A 15,499-nucleotide genomic window follows, 5' to 3' on the forward strand; every position below is an offset into this window, starting at 1 on the left:
ATAAAAAAGCCGGCGGCCCGTAAGGACCGCCGGCTTTCAGGAACGACCTGATCGACGCTGACGCGGATCAGCCGTGCGAGCTCAGCGCCGCATTCAGCGTGGCGCTGGGCCGCATCGCCGCGGTGGCCTTGGCCAGGTCCGGGCTGTAGTAGCCGCCGATATCCACCGGCTTGCCCTGCGCGGCGGCCAGCTCGGCCACGATCTTGGCCTCGTTGTCGCCCCAGTCCTTGGCCAGGCCCGAGAACTGCGCGGCCAGTTCCTTGTCTTCGGTCTGCGCGGCCAGGGCCTGCGCCCAGTACAGGCCCAGGTAGAAGTGGCTGCCGCGGTTGTCTAGGCCGCCGACCTTGCGGTCGGGCGACTTGTCGGTGTCGAGGAACTTGCCGGTGGCTTCGTCCAGGGTCTTGGCCAGCAGCAGGGCCTTGGCATTGCCGTTGGCGCGGCCCAGGTGTTCCAGCGAGGCGGCCAGGGCCATGAATTCGCCCAGCGAATCCCAGCGCAGGAAACCTTCTTCCACGAACTGCTGCACGTGCTTGGGGGCCGAGCCGCCCGCGCCGGTCTCGAACAGGCCGCCGCCGGCCATCAGCGGCACGATGGACAGCATCTTGGCGCTGGTGCCCAGTTCCATGATGGGGAACAGGTCGGTCAGGTAGTCGCGCAGCACGTTGCCGGTGACGGAGATGGTGTCCTTGCCGGCGCGGATGCGGTCGATGGACAGCTGCGTGGCGGCCACCGGCGCCAGGATCTGGATGTCCAGGCCGCTGGTGTCGTGGTCCTTCAGGTAGGTCTTGACCTTGGCGATGATCTGCGCGTCGTGGGCGCGCTTCTCGTCCAGCCAGAACACGGCGGGCGTGTTCGATGCGCGGGCGCGGTCGACGGCGAGCTTGACCCAGTCCTGCACCGGTGCGTCCTTGGTCTGGCACATGCGCCAGATGTCGCCCGGCTCGACTTCCTGGCTCAGCAGGACCTTGCCGGATTCGTCGGTGACGGTGACGGTGCCGCCCTTGGCGATCTCGAAGGTCTTGTCGTGCGAGCCGTACTCTTCGGCGGCCTGGGCCATCAGGCCCACGTTGGGCACGGTGCCCATGGTGACCGGGTCGAAGGCGCCGTTCTTCTTGCAGTCCTCGATCACGGTGGCGTAGACGCCTGCGTAGCTGCGGTCGGGGATGATGGCCTTGGTGTCCTGCAGCTGGCCGGCCGGATTCCACATCTTGCCGCTGTCGCGGATCATGGCGGGCATGGAGGCATCGACGATCACGTCGCTCGGCACATGCAGGGTGGTGATGCCCTTGTCGGAGTTCACCATCGCCAGGGCCGGCAGCTTGTCGTAGGCGGCCTGGATGTCGGCCTCGATGGCGGCCTGGTGCTCGGCCGGCAGCGACTTGATCTTGGCGTAGAGGTCGCCGATGCCGTTGTTGGGATCGAAGCCCACCTTGGACAGCAGCTCGGCGTTCTTGGCCAGCACGTCCTGGTAGAAGACCGACACGCCGTGGCCGAAGATGATGGGGTCGGAGACCTTCATCATGGTGGCCTTCAGGTGCATGGAGAACAGCACGCCCTTGGCCTTGGCATCGGCCACCTGGGCTTCGAGGAAGCTGCGCAGCTTGGCCTTGCTGAGCACGGCGGCGTCGATGATCTCGCCGGCCTTCACCGCGGTCTTTTCCTTCAGCACGGTCTTGCTGCCGTCGGCGGCGGCCAGCTCGATCTTCACGCTGCCGGCGGCAGCCACCAGGGCGGACTTCTCGGTGCCGAAGAAGTCGCCGTCCTGCATGGAGGCGACATGCGACTTGCTGTCGGCCGACCAGGCGCCCATCTTGTGCGGGTGCTTGCGGGCATAGTTCTTGACCGACAGCGGCGCGCGGCGGTCGGAGTTGCCTTCGCGCAGCACCGGGTTCACGGCGCTGCCCTTGACCTTGTCGTAGCGGGCCTTGACGTCCTTGTCGGCGTCGGTCTTGGCCTCATCCGGATAGGCCGGCACCTTGTAGCCATGGGCCTGCAGCTCGGCGATCGCGGCCTTGAGCTGGGGCATCGAGGCGCTGATGTTGGGCAGCTTGATGATGTTGGCTTCGGGCTTGGTGGCCAGGGCGCCGAGTTCGGCCAGGGCGTTGTCGATCTTCTGTTCGGCCGTCAGGAAGTCGGGGAACACGGCCAGGATGCGGCCGGCGAGCGAGATGTCGCGCGTCTCGACGACGATGCCCGCGGACTTGGCGAAGGCCTGCACGATGGGCAGCAGCGAGTGGGTGGCCAGCGCTGGGGCTTCGTCGGTCAGGGTGTAGATGATCTTGGCAGTGGACATGTCGATTGGATCTTTGCGGGCCCGTGGGTCCGCGGTGGCAATGAATGGGTGGGAGCACCGAAGAGCGCCCCGGATTGTCGCCAAAAATCGGGGCTTCGCGTCAAGTCTTATAAAAGACCTGGACGTAAACCCTTGGCTGGCGTGCGCGCGGCCTGCCGATTTCAGGCGTATTCCAGGGGCAGGGCGGTGGTGTACTTGATCTGTTCCATGGCAAAGCTGGAGCTGACGTCGGAGAGTTCTATCTCGCGGATCAGGCGTTTATAGACCGCGTCGTAGCCCTTGATGTCGGGCACCACCACCCGCAGCAGGTAGTCCACGTCGCCGCTCATCCGGTAGAACTCGACGATCTGCGGGATGGCCGCGACCACGGCCGTGAAACGCTTGAACCACTTCTCGTTGTGCTCGCTGGTGCGCACCGAGACAAAGACGGTGACACCGACATTGAGTTTGTCCGGATCGAGCAGGGCCACGCGCTGGCGGATGAAACCCTCACGCTCCAGGCGCTGGATGCGGCGCCAGCAGGGCGTGCTGGACAGGGCAACCTGTTCGCTGATCTCTTGCAGCGATGCCATGGCGTTTGCCTGGAGGATGGCCAGGATGGCCTTGTCGGTCTTGTCCATGGATTGATTTTTTCGTCGTGGGCTGGTCTGTGGGAATATTTTGCTTGATTGGAGCGAATGAGGGCAAAAGCAGGCAAATTTCGCCCCGGCCGCGCTTCTAGACTTTCGGCATGCCCCTGTCATCCCTGCTCGATTGCGAAACCCGCCTGGTCCACGGCGGCCGCGACCCCTCCAGCCATGCCGGCATGGTCAACACGCCGGCCTTTCGCGGCTCCACCATCGTGGCTTCGTCGCTCGACGAATGGGAGTCGCGCAAGCTGCCGGGCAACCCCTATGCCTCCTATGGCCGCTTCGGCACGCCGACCACCCGGGCGCTGGAGACGGCGCTGGCGGACCTCGAGGGGGGCTTCCGCTCCATCGTCTTCCCCTCCGGCCTGGCCGCCTGCACCCACAGCCTGCTGGCCCTGCTGCGGCCGGGCGACCATGTGCTGATGACCGACAGCGTCTATGGTCCGACGCGTGCCTTCGCCACCACCGTGCTGCGCCGCTTCGGGGTGGAGACCGAGTTCTTCGACCCGGGCGCAGGCGCCGCCATCCGCGAACTGATCCGTCCGAACACACGGGTGGTCTATGTCGAATCGCCCGGCTCGGCCACCTTCGAAGTGCAGGACATACCGGCCATCGCCCGCGAGGCGCACCGTGTCGATGCCTTCGTGGTGATGGACAACACCTGGGCCAGCCCCCTGTTCTTCAAGCCCTTCGAGCATGGCGTGGACATCTCGGTGCAGGCGGCGACCAAGTACATCGTCGGCCATTCCGATGCGCTGCTCGGCGCGGCCACCGCCAACGAACGGGCCTGGCCGCTGCTGCAGCAGGTGGCGCACGATTTCGGCCAGACCGCGGGGCCGGACGACCTCTACCTGGCGCTGCGCGGCCTGCGCACCCTGTCGGTGCGGCTGAACCGGCATTGGGAGAACGGCGTGATGCTGGCGGAGGCGCTGGCCCGCCATCCCATGGTGGCGCAGGTGCTGCATCCGGCCTTGCCTTCGGATGCGGGGCACGCCATCTGGCGGCGCGACTTCACCGGTGCGAGCGGTCTGTTCGCCATCGCGCTGCAGCCGGTCGGCCGAGAGGGGCTGCGTGCCTTCTTCGACGGGCTGGAACTGTTCGGCATCGGCCTGTCCTGGGGCGGCTACGAGAGCCTGGCGCTGCCGATGGATGCGCCCACCCGCTCGGTGAAACCCTGGCGGCATGCGGGGCCACTGGTGCGCATCCATGCCGGGCTGGAATCCTGCAAGGACCTGATCGAGGACATGAGCGCCGCGCTTGACCGCATGCAATGCCTGGTTTGATTCCGCGGTGAGAATCGGCGCAATGGAATCGACAAGTCTCCCTTTTCACACCCGGGCACAGGGCCTGGCCGCACTGGAGAGCCGGCTGGCCCAGGACCTGAGCTATCTCGGCTGGCCGGCCAAGCGCTGGATGCCGGCCCTCACGCATGAAGGCGAGCCGGTGCTGGACGTGGCCATCATCGGCGGTGGCCAGGCCGGCCTGGCCGCCTGGGTCGGCCTGGCGCAGCAGGGCATACGCGCGGTGGTGCTCGACCGTGCCCCGGCCGGCTTCGAAGGCCCCTGGGCCACCACCGCCCGCATGGAGACCCTGCGTTCGCCCAAGGAACTCACCGGCCCGGCCATGGGCCTGCCGGCGCTGACCTTCCGCGCCTGGTTCGAGGCGCAGTTCGGCGAGCAGGCCTGGGCCGCGCTCGACAAGATCCCGCGCCTGCAGTGGATGGACTACCTGCGCTGGTACCGCCAGGCCATGGGCGTGGACGTGCGCAACGACGTCGAGGTCACGGCCATCCTGCCGCGCGCCGATGGCCTGGTGCGGCTGGAACTGCGTACGCCCGAAGAACACAGCAGCCTGCTGGCCCGCCGGGTGGTGCTGGCCACCGGCCGCGACGGGCTGGGCGGCGCGGCCATCCCCGGCTTCGTGCACCGGCTGCCGCGCGAGCGTTGGGCGCATTCCTCCGATGCCATGGACTACGCCGCCCTGGCCGGCAAGCGGGTGGTGGTGGTCGGCGCCGGCTCGTCCTCGATGGACAGCGCCGCCACCGCGATGGAGATGGGCGCGGCCAGCGTGGACCTGCTGATCCGCCGCGACGACCTGCCGCGCGTCAACAAGGGCAAGGGCGCAGGCTCGCCCGGCCTGGTGCATGGCCACTACGACCTGCCCGACGAGCACAAATGGCGCATCCGCCACTACATCAACAAACTCAACGTGCCGCCGCCACGCGGCAGCACCCAGCGGGTGTCGAGTCATGCGAACGTGCGTTTCAACTTCGGCTGCGCCATCCTGGATGTGGCCATGCGCGGCGACACCCTGGTGATCGCCACGCCCAAGGGCCGTTTCGAGGCCGACTTCCTGATCGTGGCCACCGGCTTTCGCATCGACTGGTTCAGCCGGCCCGAGTTCGCCGCCATCGCGCCCCATGTGCGGTCCTGGAGCCAGCGCTTCCGACCCGCGCCGGGCGACGAGGACCAGGAACTGAACGACTCGCCCGACCTCGGCCCGGCCTTCGAACTGCAGGAAAAGACGCCCGGCGAATGCCCAGGCCTGGACCGCATCCACTGCTTCTGCTACCCGGCGGCGCTGTCGCACGGCACCGTCTCGGGCGACATCCCGGCCATCAGCGAGGGCGCGCGCCGGCTGTCTCAAGGCATCGCAAGCTTGTTCTACGCGCAGGATTTCGAACTGCACTTCGCCAACGTGCTGGCTTACGATGAGCCCGAACTGCTGGGCGACGAATGGGTGCCCGCCGGCACCGAGCACATCCTGCAGCCCGACCCCACATCCCTGACGACCTCATCCGGTACACAGCCATGACTTCTCCCGACATCATCGACGGCGTGGTGCCCCTGGCCGCAGGCCATCCGGTGCACGCCCTGCGCCACGAACGCCAGAAGGTGGTGGCCGCCACCCAGGCCAGCTACGAAGCCCTGTTCGCCCCCGAAGTGCGCGACATTTCCGTGCCCGAGCGCCTGATGGTGGCGCTGCATGCCAGCCGGCTCTCGCGCTCGGACAGCCTGGCCGCCGTCTACCGCGCCCGGCTGGTGGAGGAGGGCGCCAAGGCCGCCCTGATCGACGCGGTCGACGCCGGCCTGCCGCTGCCCGACAACGAGGAGCGCCTGGCCACCATCCTGGCCTTCACCGGCAAGCTGATCACCAAGCCGATCGACGGCGACCGCGAGGCCGTCGAGGAACTCACGGCCGTGGGCCTGAGCACGCCGGCCGTGGTGGCGCTGGGCCAGCTGATTTCCTTCCTGTCCTACCAGATCCGCGTCGTCGCAGGGCTCAAGGCCCTGGTCGCCGCCACCGGAGACGCAGCATGAGCGACGCCGCCAACACCCCCATCCGCATCAACGGCTTCACCAACGAGACCCTGGGCTGGAAACCCTGGCTCGACACGGTGGAGTTCGCCAGCGCCACGCCCGAGCAGGTCGCCGCGCTGGAGGAGATGAGCCCGGTCGCCAAGAACTCGCCCTACTTCCTGCTGCTGGCGCACCAGCCCGAGATCCTGAAGCAGCGCTCCATCGCCTTCAACGCCATCATGTTCGCGCCGGGCGGCATGCCGCGCGCGGAGCGGGAACTGGGCGCAACGGTGGAGTCGGTGGTCAACGGCTGCGTCTACTGCACCTCGGTGCATGCGCAGCGCTTCGAGCAGCTGGCCAAGCGCAACGACGTGATCACCCAGGTCTTCGAGGATCCGCAGACCGCCGGCACCAGCGAGCGCGAGAAGGCCATCGTGGCCTTTTCCATCCTGCTCGGCCAGCATCCGGAGAACGTCACGGCCGAGCACATCCGCGTGCTGCGCAAAGCAGGGCTGACGGATACCGAGATCCACGACCTGGTCCATTCCGTGGCCCTGTTCGCCTGGGCCAACCGGCTGATGCTGAACCTGGGCGAAGCCGTGTTGCCCGAGGCGCCTTCCGCCTAGAAGCCGCTCGGAATATTTCCGAGCAAGCTCATGCGCGGGCCGGATAAGGGTGGGCGATGTGGGTGATACCGTCGCCTGGCATCCAATTTGCCTAGCTTCCTCCATGCAAAAAACCTCCGCCTTTGCCCGTTCCACCCGCTTCGGCGCCCTCGGTCTTCTCGGCGCAGTGCTCGGCCTGGCTTCGGCCACGCCCGCCTTCGCGCAGGAATGGCCCTCCGCCAAGCCGATCACCCTGATCATGGGATTCCCGGCCGGCTCCGGCGTGGACGTGGTGGCGCGCAGCATCCAGGAGCCGCTGTCGAAGAAGCTCGGGCAGCAGGTCATCATCGACTACAAGTCCGGCGCCGCCGGCAACATCGCCAGCGAGTACGTGGCCCACGCCAAACCGGACGGCTACACCCTGGCCTTCGGCACCGCCGCCACGCACGGCAGCAACGCGGCGATCTACAAGAAGCTGCCCTTCGACGTGGAGACCGACTTCGTGCCGGTGGCCCCGGTGCTGGACGTGTCCAATGTGCTGGTGATCAACCCAGACGTGATCGACGTGAAGACCCTCAAGGAGTTCGTCGCCGAGGTAAAGGCCCACCCCGGCAAGTACAACTACGCCTCCACCGGCAACGGCGCCGGCACCCACATGGCGTTTGCCGAGTTCAACGCCCGCACCGGCCTGCAGATGGTGCACGTGCCCTACAAGGGTGGCCCGGAAGCGATCACCTCGGTGGCGCGCGGCGAGACCTGCTGCATCATGAACCAGGTGCAGACGGTGCTGCCCCAGTACAAGGCCGGCAAGGTGCGGCTGCTGGGCGTGACGACGATCAAGCCGGTGCCGGCGATCAAGGAGGTGCCCACCATCGCCTCCAGCGGCCTGCCGGGCACCGAGGGTTTCGACAGTTCGATCTGGTTCGCGGTGTTCGCGCCCAAGGGCACGGATGCGGCCATCGTCTCCAAATTGAATGCGGCCATCGGCGCCGTCATGCAGGACCCGGAACTGCGCGCCAAATTCGAGGCCCAGGGCAACAGCATCCGCATCGAGGATCCGGCCCAGTTCAAAAAGACGGTGCACGACAACCGCCTGAAGTGGGCCGAGGTCGCCAAGGCCGCCAACATCAGCGTCGACTGAGGCCGCGGCGCCGCCGGCTACGAGGCTGCTCGCACATGGGGGCCGGGACGGTAGTGGTACCGATGCTCGGCCGGCAGGCCGCCCGACCGGCCGAAGCTGCGCAGCCTGACCCAGAAGGCCTGCCCTTCGGAGATGTGGAGGTCGGGAAAGATGAAGGTGTTGTCCTGTTCCAGGAGGATGCTCAGGGTGGGGAAACCCGTGCCGTGGATGGTGACTTCGAAACTCCGGTTGTCCGGATCTCCATCGCTCACCTGCAGGCGTTCCCCGCCGGCCAGCGTGCCGCCCTCTTGCACGCCCACGATGCGGGGGGCGTAAGGCGGTGGGTCCGGCGGGTAGGGGCCGGGCGGAGCCGGAGGCAGTGGCGGCAGCGGCGGCAAGCTGCTCTCCATGTGCCTGGCCTTGAGGATGCGCACGTTGAAATCGACCTGCGCATTGAAATGCAGGGAGCCGACCACCATGGTCAGGAGAGGCGACTGGTCCCAGTCGCGGTTCCAGTGCTCCACCTGGAAAGTCCTGCCCGGCAGGGTCATCTTGAAGAGCCTGGTCGCGTCGAAGCCGGTGTTGAAGTGCCCGTACACCAGCTCGCCCATGGCGACGAGTTCATCGGGCGAATTGTTGGCGAACATCACCCACAGCTTTTCCTCGGGATAGTTGCGCAACGGCAGCCGGTTGTTGAACCGTATGCCCTGCGGCGGCTGGTCCATCATTCCTTCCTCGGTCGGCAGCGGCCAATACTCCTTGTACTGGATGCGGCCGACACCGCGGTCGTCCAGGCGCAGGCCGATCCAGTTGCTGTCGGCGGGAAAGGGGGGAACCGGGATACGCGCGGCTTCCGCGGACCGGCTGTGGTCGTCGCTGGGAAAACTGAAGTCGGCGATGGGCGGCTGCCGGTGTTGGCCGCGGGTGCGGATCTCGACTTCCTCGCCGCCGAGGCTCAGCATGATCCTGAGACCGTCGTCGCGCGCTTGCGCGTGGGTTGAAGAGGACACCCGCCGGGACCATCTTCCATCGTCTGTTGGCATGTTGACTCCCCGCAATCCGAATGACCGCGTGAGTCCGAATGCTAGTGAGCGTGAGTCTGGAGGCGGGGGTGTTGCGCCTAGGCAGAAAGGGCTAGGGGCTGGGTCACTCGGCCTTGATGCCGCCGGTGCGGATCACTTTCTCCCAGCGCGCGTCGTCGCCGCTCACCACACGCTCCATCTCGGGCGCCGCGCCGCAGGTGTTCACCGCGCCGATGCGGGCGAACTGCTCTTTGGTCTCCGGCAGGCGGCAGGCTTCGAGCAGGGCGGCGACGATCTTGTCCGCGCGCTCCAGCGGCACCTTGGTCGGGCCCATCAGGCCGACCCAGACCGGCACGTCCATGCCCTGCAGGCCGGTGGCGCCGCCGACGGTGGGCGGATGGCCCAGCTCATCCAGGCGGTTCTTCGAGAAGGTGCCGAGCACCCGCGCCTTGCCGCTCTCCACCATCGGGTCGATCGAGGCCGCGCTGGTGATGATCATGCTGACCTGGCCGCCGAGCAGGTCGGTCAGCGCGGGCGATGCGCCGCGATAGGGCACATGCAGGATCTCGATGCCCGCGGCCTGTGCCAGCAGCGCGCCGGTCAGGTGCGAGACCGAGCCGTTGCCGGTGGAGGCGTAGCTCAGCTGGCCGGGCCTGGCCTTGGCGTCCTTCAGCACATCGGCCAGGGTCTTGTAGGGGCTGTCGCTGCGCACGGCCAGGGTCATGGGGGTGTCGGCCACCAGGGCGACCGATTGCAGGTCGCGTTTGGGGTCGTAAGGCAGCTTCTGCAGGTGCGGCGCCACGGTGATCGCGCCGCCGGTGGCCATCAGCAGCGTGGCGCCGTCGGTGGACTTGGCGACGGTGTCGGCCGCCACGATGCCGCCCGCGCCGGCCTTGTTCTCCACGATGACCGGAAAGCCCAGCTTCAGCGTGAGTTTGGTGCCCAGGTAACGCGCGATCACGTCCTGCGAGCCGCCGGCGGCGAAGGGCACGACGATGCGCAGCGGCTTGTCGGCCTGGGCGAAGGCGGAGGTGGCGAGGGCCGTGGCCAGCAGGGCGAGGGTGAGGCGGGAGGGGCGCAGGGACATGGGGGACTCCAGGCAAAACGAACAAGGCCCGCACTGAGCGGGCCTGCTGGACGGAAGTTTAAGCAGCTACATGGCTTGGGCCCAACATCTGGTGTGTCTGGTTTCAGTCGTGCAAGGACGACAGGAACTGCCTCAACTCCGGCGTCCGCGGATCGGCGAACAGCGACTGCGGCGAGCCCGTCTCGTGCACCCGCCCCTGGTGCATGAAGATCACCCGGTCGGCCACCTTGCGGGCGAAGGCCATTTCGTGGGTGACCATCAGCAGGGTCATGCCCTCGGCGGCGAGCGATTCCACCACCCGCAGCACCTCGCCGACCAGTTCGGGGTCGAGGGCCGAGGTGATCTCGTCGCACAGCAGCACGGCCGGCTCCATGGCGAGGGCCCGGGCGATGGCCACGCGCTGCTGCTGGCCGCCGGAGAGCTGGTCGGGCCGGGCGTCGAACTTCTCGCCCAGGCCGACGCGGTCGAGGAGCTTCTTCGCGAGTGCGGTGACCTGGGCCGTCGGCGTCTTCTTGACCAGCGTGGGCGCCAGCATCACGTTGCGGCCGACCGTGAGGTGCGGGAACAGGTTGAAGCCCTGGAAGATCATGCCCACGCGCTGGCGCAGGGCCCGCATGGCCTGCGGGCTGTCGTAGACCAGGGGCTGGCCGTCCACGGTGAGGGCGCCGTCCTGGAACTGCTCCAGGCCGTTGATGCAGCGCAGCAGCGTGCTCTTGCCCGAGCCGCTCTTGCCGATGATGGCGATGACCTCGCCGCGCTGCACTTCCAGGTCGATGCCCTTGAGCACCTCGTTCGTGCCGTAGGACTTACGCAGCCCGTGGATGGAAACGATGGAAGCGCCCGGCGCCGCGAGCGGCTTGGCGGCGTCGGCAACGGTTTCAGCGGCGATGGGCATGGTTCAGTTTCCTCTCGAGGGCGCGGGCACACAGGCTGATGGGAAAGCACAGCGCGAAATACATCAGCGCCAGGCAGGCATAGACGACGAAGGGGCGGAAGGTGGCGTTGGAGATCATGCTGCCGGCCTTGGTCAGCTCGACGAAGCCGATCACCGATGCCAGCGCAGTGCCCTTGACCACCTGCACCAGAAAACCCACGGTGGGCGCCACCGCCAGGCGGGACGCCTGCGGCAGGATCACATGGCGCAGCTGTTCGCCGAAGGACAGCGCCAGGCTGCCCGAGGCCTCCCACTGGCCCTTGGGCACGGCTTCCACGCAGCCGCGCCAGATGTCGGTGAGGTAGGCGCTGCTATAGAGCGTGAGCGCCAGCGCGGCCGACACCCAGGGCGAGGTGTCGATGCCGAACAGCGCCAGCCCGAAGTAGGACAAAAACAGCTGCATCAGCAGCGGCGTGCCCTGGAAGAGCTGCACGTAGCCGGCGACGCAGCGCCGCACGACGGGGCCGCGCGCCAGGCGCAGCACCAGCAGCAGCAGGCCGACGATGCCGCCGCCGACGAAGGCGACCAGCGACAGGTAGACCGTCCACTGCGCGGCGATCAGCAGGTTGCGCAGGATGTCCCAGAGGGTGAATTCGACCATGAACGTGGACTCCTAGCGGCCGAACAGCAGCCGCGGACCGGCCCAGTTCAGCAGGCGGCGCAGCACGATGGCCAGCACCAGGTAGACGAGCGTGGCGACGATCGAGGCTTCGAAGGAGCGGAAGTTGCGGCTCTGGATCAGGTTGGCGGCGTAGCTCAGCTCGGGCACCGAGATCTGGCCGCAGACCGCCGAGCCGAGCATCACGATGATGATCTGGCCGGTCATGGCGGTCCACACCTTGGCCAGGGCCGGCGGCAGCACCACCCGGGTGAAGATCTGCATGCGGCCCATGGCCAGGCTCTGTGCCGCCTCGATCTGGCCCGGGGGCGTGGCGGCGATGCCGGAGCGGATGATCTCGGTGGCGTAGGCGCTGAGGTTGATCACCATGGCGATCACCGCCGCCGTCTCGGGCGTCAGCTTCACGCCGGCTGCCGGCAGGCCGAAGAAGATGAAGAAGAGCTGCACGATGAAGGGCGTGTTGCGGATCAACTCCACATAGCTGCCCACCACCAGCTTGAGCCAGGCCGGCCCGCTGGCGCGCGACCAGGCGAAGGCCACGCCCACCACCAGGCCGATGACGGTGGCGACGGCCGTCAGGCCTATCGTCCAGCACACGCCGGTCAGCAGCAGCGGCCATTCGGCCAGCACCGCGGGGAAATCGAGTTGGATACGCACGTGCAGCACTCGCTCGGATGGTTGTTGTCGGGATGGCGGGGCTCAGGCGCCGCCCTGTGGAGGGCGGCGTGGGCCGGCCGGCTTTAGAGCGGCAGTTCGCCGGTGGTGCGGCCGAGCCACTTCTTGGACATGGCGTCCAGCGTGCCGTCCTTCTTGGCGTCGGCGATGATGGCGTTGACCTTGTTCTTGAGCGCGTCCTCGCCCTTGTTCATGCCGACGAAGCAGGGGCTGTCCTTGAGCAGCAGCTTGTATTCGGCGCCGATCTTGGGGTTCTTCAGGATCATGTTGGCGGCGACCTGCGCGCTGGTGGCGATGGCCTGGGTCTGGCCGGCCACGTAGGCGGCGATGGTGGCGTTGTTGTCCTCGAAGCGGCGCACGTCCACGCCGGTCGGGATCATCTTGTTGAGTTCCTGGTCTTCCATGGCGCCGCGGGTCACGGCCACGGTCTTGCCGGCCAGGTCCTGGTAGCTCTTCACGTTGACGCTCTTGGGCGCGAACACGGCCTGGAAGAAGGGCGCGTAGGCGGCGCTGAAGTCGAGCACCTTCTCGCGCTCGGCGTTCTTGCCCAGGGTGGAGATCACCAGGTCGGCCTTGCCGGTCTGCAGGTAGGGGATGCGGTTGGCGCTGCTGACGGGGATCAGCTCGGCCTTCACGCCCAGCTTGGCGGCGATCAGGCGGGCCATGTCGATGTCCAGGCCCTGGGGCGCCATGTCGGGGCCGACGAAGCCGTAGGGCGGGTAGTCGGTGGGGATGGCGATCTTGAGCGTCTTGGACTTCATCACGTTGTCCAGGGCGGCTTGGGCGTGGACACCGGCGGCGCACAGCGCGGACGCGGCGGCGATCAGGCCGAGGACGAGGGGACGGCGGGCGAGAGTCATAACAAAGCTCCGAGATAGGTAGCGGGGGTTTCGGGGGAGGGTGGCTTGCCGTCGGACCTGGCCGGCGGCGATGGGGAAGCGGTGTTCTTGTCGACCGGCGCGAGTGCGTCGCGCAGGCCGCTCAGCGGGTCCTCGTCGGCCGAGGCAGGCTGCAGGCGCAGGGCGTCCTTCACCGAGCCGATGTGGGCGGCCATCAGGGCCTGGGCACGCTCGGTGTCGCCGGCTTCCAGCGCGGCGACGATCTGCACGTGGTCCTCGCAGGACTGCGCCGCATCGTGCGAGGACTGGTAGAGCATGGCGATCAGCGTGGTGCGGGCGGTGAAGTCGCGCAGGGTGTCGGCCAGCAGGTGGTTGCCCAGGCATTCGGCCAGGCAGACATGGAAGTCGCCCAGCAGGAAGCTGCGCGCGCCCACGTCGCTGCCGCGCACGGCGGCCTTCTCGCGCTGCAGGTGGCTCTTCAACTGCTTGATCGCGGCCTTGCCCATGGGCGGCATCTCGCGGATCAGGCCGACCTCGATCACCCGGCGCGCCTCGAAGGCCTCGCGGGCCTCGTCGCGCGAGGGCTCCACCACGAACCAGCCGCGCCGGGCGCTGACGGTGACGATGCCGCGGGTGGCCAGCCGGGTCAGGGCTTCCCGGACGATGGTGCGGCTGCAGTCGAACAGCATGGCCAGCTGCTGCTCGCCCAGGCGGGTGCCGGGGGCGAGCTTCTGGGCCATGACGGCTTCGATGATGCGGCTGCTGATGTCGGCTGCGGAGGGCATGCAGCCTGATGAGCAGAAACCGTGCCACTGGTATACAAGCCCTGTGCACCGGAATGGTGGCGCTTGATGCACCAGCTTTGTCGCAGGGCCGCTCGCGACGCACCAAAAACTACAAACGCCCGGCCTGAATCCGGGCCGGGCGTCGAGGAGAGCGCAGCTGTCTCAGGGCTTGGGGCCGCGCTCCCCCGGCGCCGGATGCTGCACACCGGCCACGATGCGCGCCGGCCGCTGGAAGTGGAAGTACGCCGTCGACCAGTCGAACAGCACTGCCAGCCGGTTGCGGAAACCGATCAGGAAATAGATGTGCGCGAACAGCCAGAACAGCCAGGCGCCGGTGCCGGAGAAGCGGATCGGCTTCTTCGGCCAGGGCGCCTGCAGGTCGACCACCGCCGCGCGCCGGCCGATGGTGGCCAGGTTGCCGTAGTCGGCATAACGGAAGGGCTCGGTCGGCTTGCCGGCCAGGCGGCGCAGGATGTTGGCGGCGGCGGCGCGGCCCATCTGCTTGGCGCCGGGCGAGACGCCGGGCACCGGCTTGGGCGGCTGGCCGGGCACATGGCTCTGTGCCGCGGCCAGGTCGCCGATGGCGGAGATCTCGGGGAAGTTCTGGATCGACAGGTCGGGCTCGACGGCGATGCGGCCGGCGCGGTCCACGCTGGCGCCGGTGGCGCTGCCCAGCAGGCGGGCCAGCGGTGAGGCAGAGACGCCCGCCGCCCAGATCATGCAGCGGCTGGGAATGCGCACCGAGCCGGCCTCGCCGGCATCCACGTTCAGGCCTTCGCGGTCGATGTGGGTGACGCGGGTGCTCAGCCGCACATCCACGCCCAGGTGCACCAGCTGCGCCTCGGCCTTCTGCGACAGCTCGGGCGGGAAGGCCGCCAGCACCCGCGGGCCGCCCTCGACCAGCAGGACCTGCGCGGTGCTCGGGTCGATGTGGCGGAACTCGCCCGGCAGCACCTTGTGGGCGATCTCGGAGAGCATGCCGGCCATCTCCACGCCGGTAGGCCCCGCGCCGATCACGACGAAGGTCAGCAGGGCCTTGCGGCGCTCGGGGTCGGTCTCGCGCTCGGCCGCCTCGAAGGCCAGCAGCACCCGGCGGCGGATGCGGAAGGCGTCGTCCAGCGTCTTCAGGCCGGGTGCATAGGGCGCCCATTCGTCGTGGCCGAAATAGCCGTGGCCGGCGCCGGCCGCCACGATCAGGTGGTCGTAGGGCAGGGAGGTGCCGTCGGCCAGCGCCACCTGGCGGCTGGCCGGATCGATGCCGACCGCCTCGGCCAGCAGCACGGTGACGTTGGGCTGGTGGCGGAACAGGTGGCGGATCGGCGCCGAGATGGAGGGCGCGGCCAGCCCCGCCGTGGCTACCTGGTAGAGCAGGGGCTGGAAGAGGTGGTGGTTGGCGCGGTCGATCAGCGTCACGTCGACGGGGCGTCGCGCAGGGCGCGGGCGGCTTCGAGGCCGCCGAAGCCGCAGCCGATGATCAGGACCTTGGGGCGGGATTGACGGGGATTAGGGTTTACGAGGGCTTGCATTTTGCTGACATCATGCCATGGCATATGGTGCGCCGCAGCATGGGCCGGCCTCGTGGCGGCCGCGCT

At 68.0% G+C, this 15,499-nt stretch carries 14 protein-coding genes and 1 pseudogene; 5 read left to right on the forward strand and 10 right to left on the reverse strand.

The annotated features are described in order from the left end of the window. Nucleotides 1-67: 67 nt before the first annotated feature. Complete coding sequence (locus GT347_RS26480) at nt 68-2,293, reverse strand: NADP-dependent isocitrate dehydrogenase (RefSeq protein WP_160555032.1); 2,226 nt, start codon at nt 2,291-2,293, stop codon at nt 68-70. Nucleotides 2,294-2,454: 161 nt separating this feature from the next. Then, a complete protein-coding gene (locus GT347_RS26485) occupies nt 2,455-2,913 on the reverse strand; it encodes an Lrp/AsnC family transcriptional regulator (protein WP_160555033.1) in 459 nt (152 codons plus the stop codon). A gap of 110 nt (nt 2,914-3,023) precedes the next feature. Between GT347_RS26485 and metC the strand changes: the two genes are divergently transcribed. The 5 genes from metC to GT347_RS26510 all read left to right on the forward strand — a co-directional run bounded on the left by metC (nt 3,024) and on the right by GT347_RS26510 (nt 7,967). Further along, the gene (gene metC / locus GT347_RS26490; RefSeq protein WP_160555034.1) at nt 3,024-4,205 is read left to right on the forward strand and encodes a cystathionine beta-lyase; all 1,182 of its coding nucleotides are present in this window, start codon (nt 3,024-3,026) and stop codon (nt 4,203-4,205) included. A gap of 22 nt (nt 4,206-4,227) precedes the next feature. Continuing rightward, nucleotides 4,228-5,736: an FAD-dependent oxidoreductase gene (locus GT347_RS26495; RefSeq protein ID WP_160555035.1), complete on the forward strand. Its 1,509-nt coding sequence runs from the start codon at nt 4,228-4,230 to the stop codon at nt 5,734-5,736. Continuing rightward, entirely contained in the window at nt 5,733-6,242 is a 510-nt protein-coding gene (locus GT347_RS26500; RefSeq protein ID WP_160555036.1) for a CMD domain-containing protein, read from the forward strand. Before GT347_RS26495 ends, GT347_RS26500 begins: the two co-directional genes overlap by 4 nt. After that, nucleotides 6,239-6,847 carry a peroxidase-related enzyme gene (locus tag GT347_RS26505; RefSeq protein ID WP_160555037.1) on the forward strand — a complete coding sequence of 203 codons (609 nt, stop codon included), beginning with the start codon at nt 6,239-6,241 and terminating at the stop codon, nt 6,845-6,847. The genes GT347_RS26500 and GT347_RS26505 overlap by 4 nt, the downstream gene beginning before the upstream one ends. A 103-nt stretch (nt 6,848-6,950) precedes the next feature. Beyond that, nucleotides 6,951-7,967 (forward strand): Bug family tripartite tricarboxylate transporter substrate binding protein, encoded by a 1,017-nt coding sequence (locus GT347_RS26510; protein ID WP_160555038.1) that lies wholly within the window; start codon nt 6,951-6,953, stop codon nt 7,965-7,967. A 17-nt stretch (nt 7,968-7,984) separates the two neighbouring features. Here GT347_RS26510 and GT347_RS26515 read toward each other — a convergent pair whose 3' ends face one another. The 8 genes and pseudogenes from GT347_RS26515 to GT347_RS26550 form a co-directional block, all read right to left on the reverse strand. Then, nucleotides 7,985-8,908: a hypothetical protein gene (locus tag GT347_RS26515; RefSeq protein WP_160555039.1), complete on the reverse strand. Its 924-nt coding sequence runs from the start codon at nt 8,906-8,908 to the stop codon at nt 7,985-7,987. 184 nt (nt 8,909-9,092) lie between these two features. Beyond that, complete coding sequence (locus GT347_RS26520; protein ID WP_160555040.1) at nt 9,093-10,055, reverse strand: Bug family tripartite tricarboxylate transporter substrate binding protein; 963 nt, start codon at nt 10,053-10,055, stop codon at nt 9,093-9,095. 103 nt (nt 10,056-10,158) lie between these two features. Continuing rightward, entirely contained in the window at nt 10,159-10,950 is a 792-nt protein-coding gene (locus GT347_RS26525; RefSeq protein ID WP_160555041.1) for an amino acid ABC transporter ATP-binding protein, read from the reverse strand. Continuing rightward, nucleotides 10,934-11,590, reverse strand: a complete 657-nt coding sequence (locus tag GT347_RS26530) for an amino acid ABC transporter permease (protein WP_160555042.1) — start codon at nt 11,588-11,590, stop codon at nt 10,934-10,936. Before GT347_RS26530 ends, GT347_RS26525 begins: the two co-directional genes overlap by 17 nt. Before the next feature lie 12 nt (nt 11,591-11,602). Further along, nucleotides 11,603-12,265 (reverse strand): amino acid ABC transporter permease, encoded by a 663-nt coding sequence (locus GT347_RS26535; protein ID WP_160555043.1) that lies wholly within the window; start codon nt 12,263-12,265, stop codon nt 11,603-11,605. 83 nt (nt 12,266-12,348) lie between these two features. Continuing rightward, nucleotides 12,349-13,143: a transporter substrate-binding domain-containing protein gene (locus tag GT347_RS26540; protein WP_160555044.1), complete on the reverse strand. Its 795-nt coding sequence runs from the start codon at nt 13,141-13,143 to the stop codon at nt 12,349-12,351. Next, the gene (locus GT347_RS26545) at nt 13,140-13,907 is read right to left on the reverse strand and encodes a GntR family transcriptional regulator (protein WP_160555045.1); all 768 of its coding nucleotides are present in this window, start codon (nt 13,905-13,907) and stop codon (nt 13,140-13,142) included. The genes GT347_RS26540 and GT347_RS26545 overlap by 4 nt, the downstream gene beginning before the upstream one ends. Before the next feature lie 162 nt (nt 13,908-14,069). Continuing rightward, nucleotides 14,070-15,433 (reverse strand): annotated as a pseudogene (locus tag GT347_RS26550) (NAD(P)/FAD-dependent oxidoreductase). Nucleotides 15,434-15,499 lie beyond the last annotated feature (66 nt).

The sequence above is a fragment of the Xylophilus rhododendri genome (assembly GCF_009906855.1).
In the GTDB taxonomy this organism is placed as follows: domain Bacteria; phylum Pseudomonadota; class Gammaproteobacteria; order Burkholderiales; family Burkholderiaceae_C; genus Xylophilus; species Xylophilus rhododendri.

Coding starts and splice junctions, on each gene's coding strand:
- GT347_RS26525 (WP_160555041.1), bottom strand. CDS start 10,950: ATGCCCATCGCCGCTGAAACCGTTGCCGACGCCGCCAAGCCGCTCGCG.
- GT347_RS26520 (WP_160555040.1), bottom strand. CDS start 10,055: ATGTCCCTGCGCCCCTCCCGCCTCACCCTCGCCCTGCTGGCCACGGCC.
- GT347_RS26530 (WP_160555042.1), bottom strand. CDS start 11,590: ATGGTCGAATTCACCCTCTGGGACATCCTGCGCAACCTGCTGATCGCC.
- GT347_RS26515 (WP_160555039.1), bottom strand. CDS start 8,908: ATGCTGAGCCTCGGCGGCGAGGAAGTCGAGATCCGCACCCGCGGCCAA.
- GT347_RS26545 (WP_160555045.1), bottom strand. CDS start 13,907: ATGCCCTCCGCAGCCGACATCAGCAGCCGCATCATCGAAGCCGTCATG.
- GT347_RS26480 (WP_160555032.1), bottom strand. CDS start 2,293: ATGTCCACTGCCAAGATCATCTACACCCTGACCGACGAAGCCCCAGCG.
- GT347_RS26500 (WP_160555036.1), top strand. CDS start 5,733: ATGACTTCTCCCGACATCATCGACGGCGTGGTGCCCCTGGCCGCAGGC.
- GT347_RS26505 (WP_160555037.1), top strand. CDS start 6,239: ATGAGCGACGCCGCCAACACCCCCATCCGCATCAACGGCTTCACCAAC.
- GT347_RS26540 (WP_160555044.1), bottom strand. CDS start 13,143: ATGACTCTCGCCCGCCGTCCCCTCGTCCTCGGCCTGATCGCCGCCGCG.
- GT347_RS26510 (WP_160555038.1), top strand. CDS start 6,951: ATGCAAAAAACCTCCGCCTTTGCCCGTTCCACCCGCTTCGGCGCCCTC.
- GT347_RS26495 (WP_160555035.1), top strand. CDS start 4,228: ATGGAATCGACAAGTCTCCCTTTTCACACCCGGGCACAGGGCCTGGCC.
- metC (WP_160555034.1), top strand. CDS start 3,024: ATGCCCCTGTCATCCCTGCTCGATTGCGAAACCCGCCTGGTCCACGGC.
- GT347_RS26485 (WP_160555033.1), bottom strand. CDS start 2,913: ATGGACAAGACCGACAAGGCCATCCTGGCCATCCTCCAGGCAAACGCC.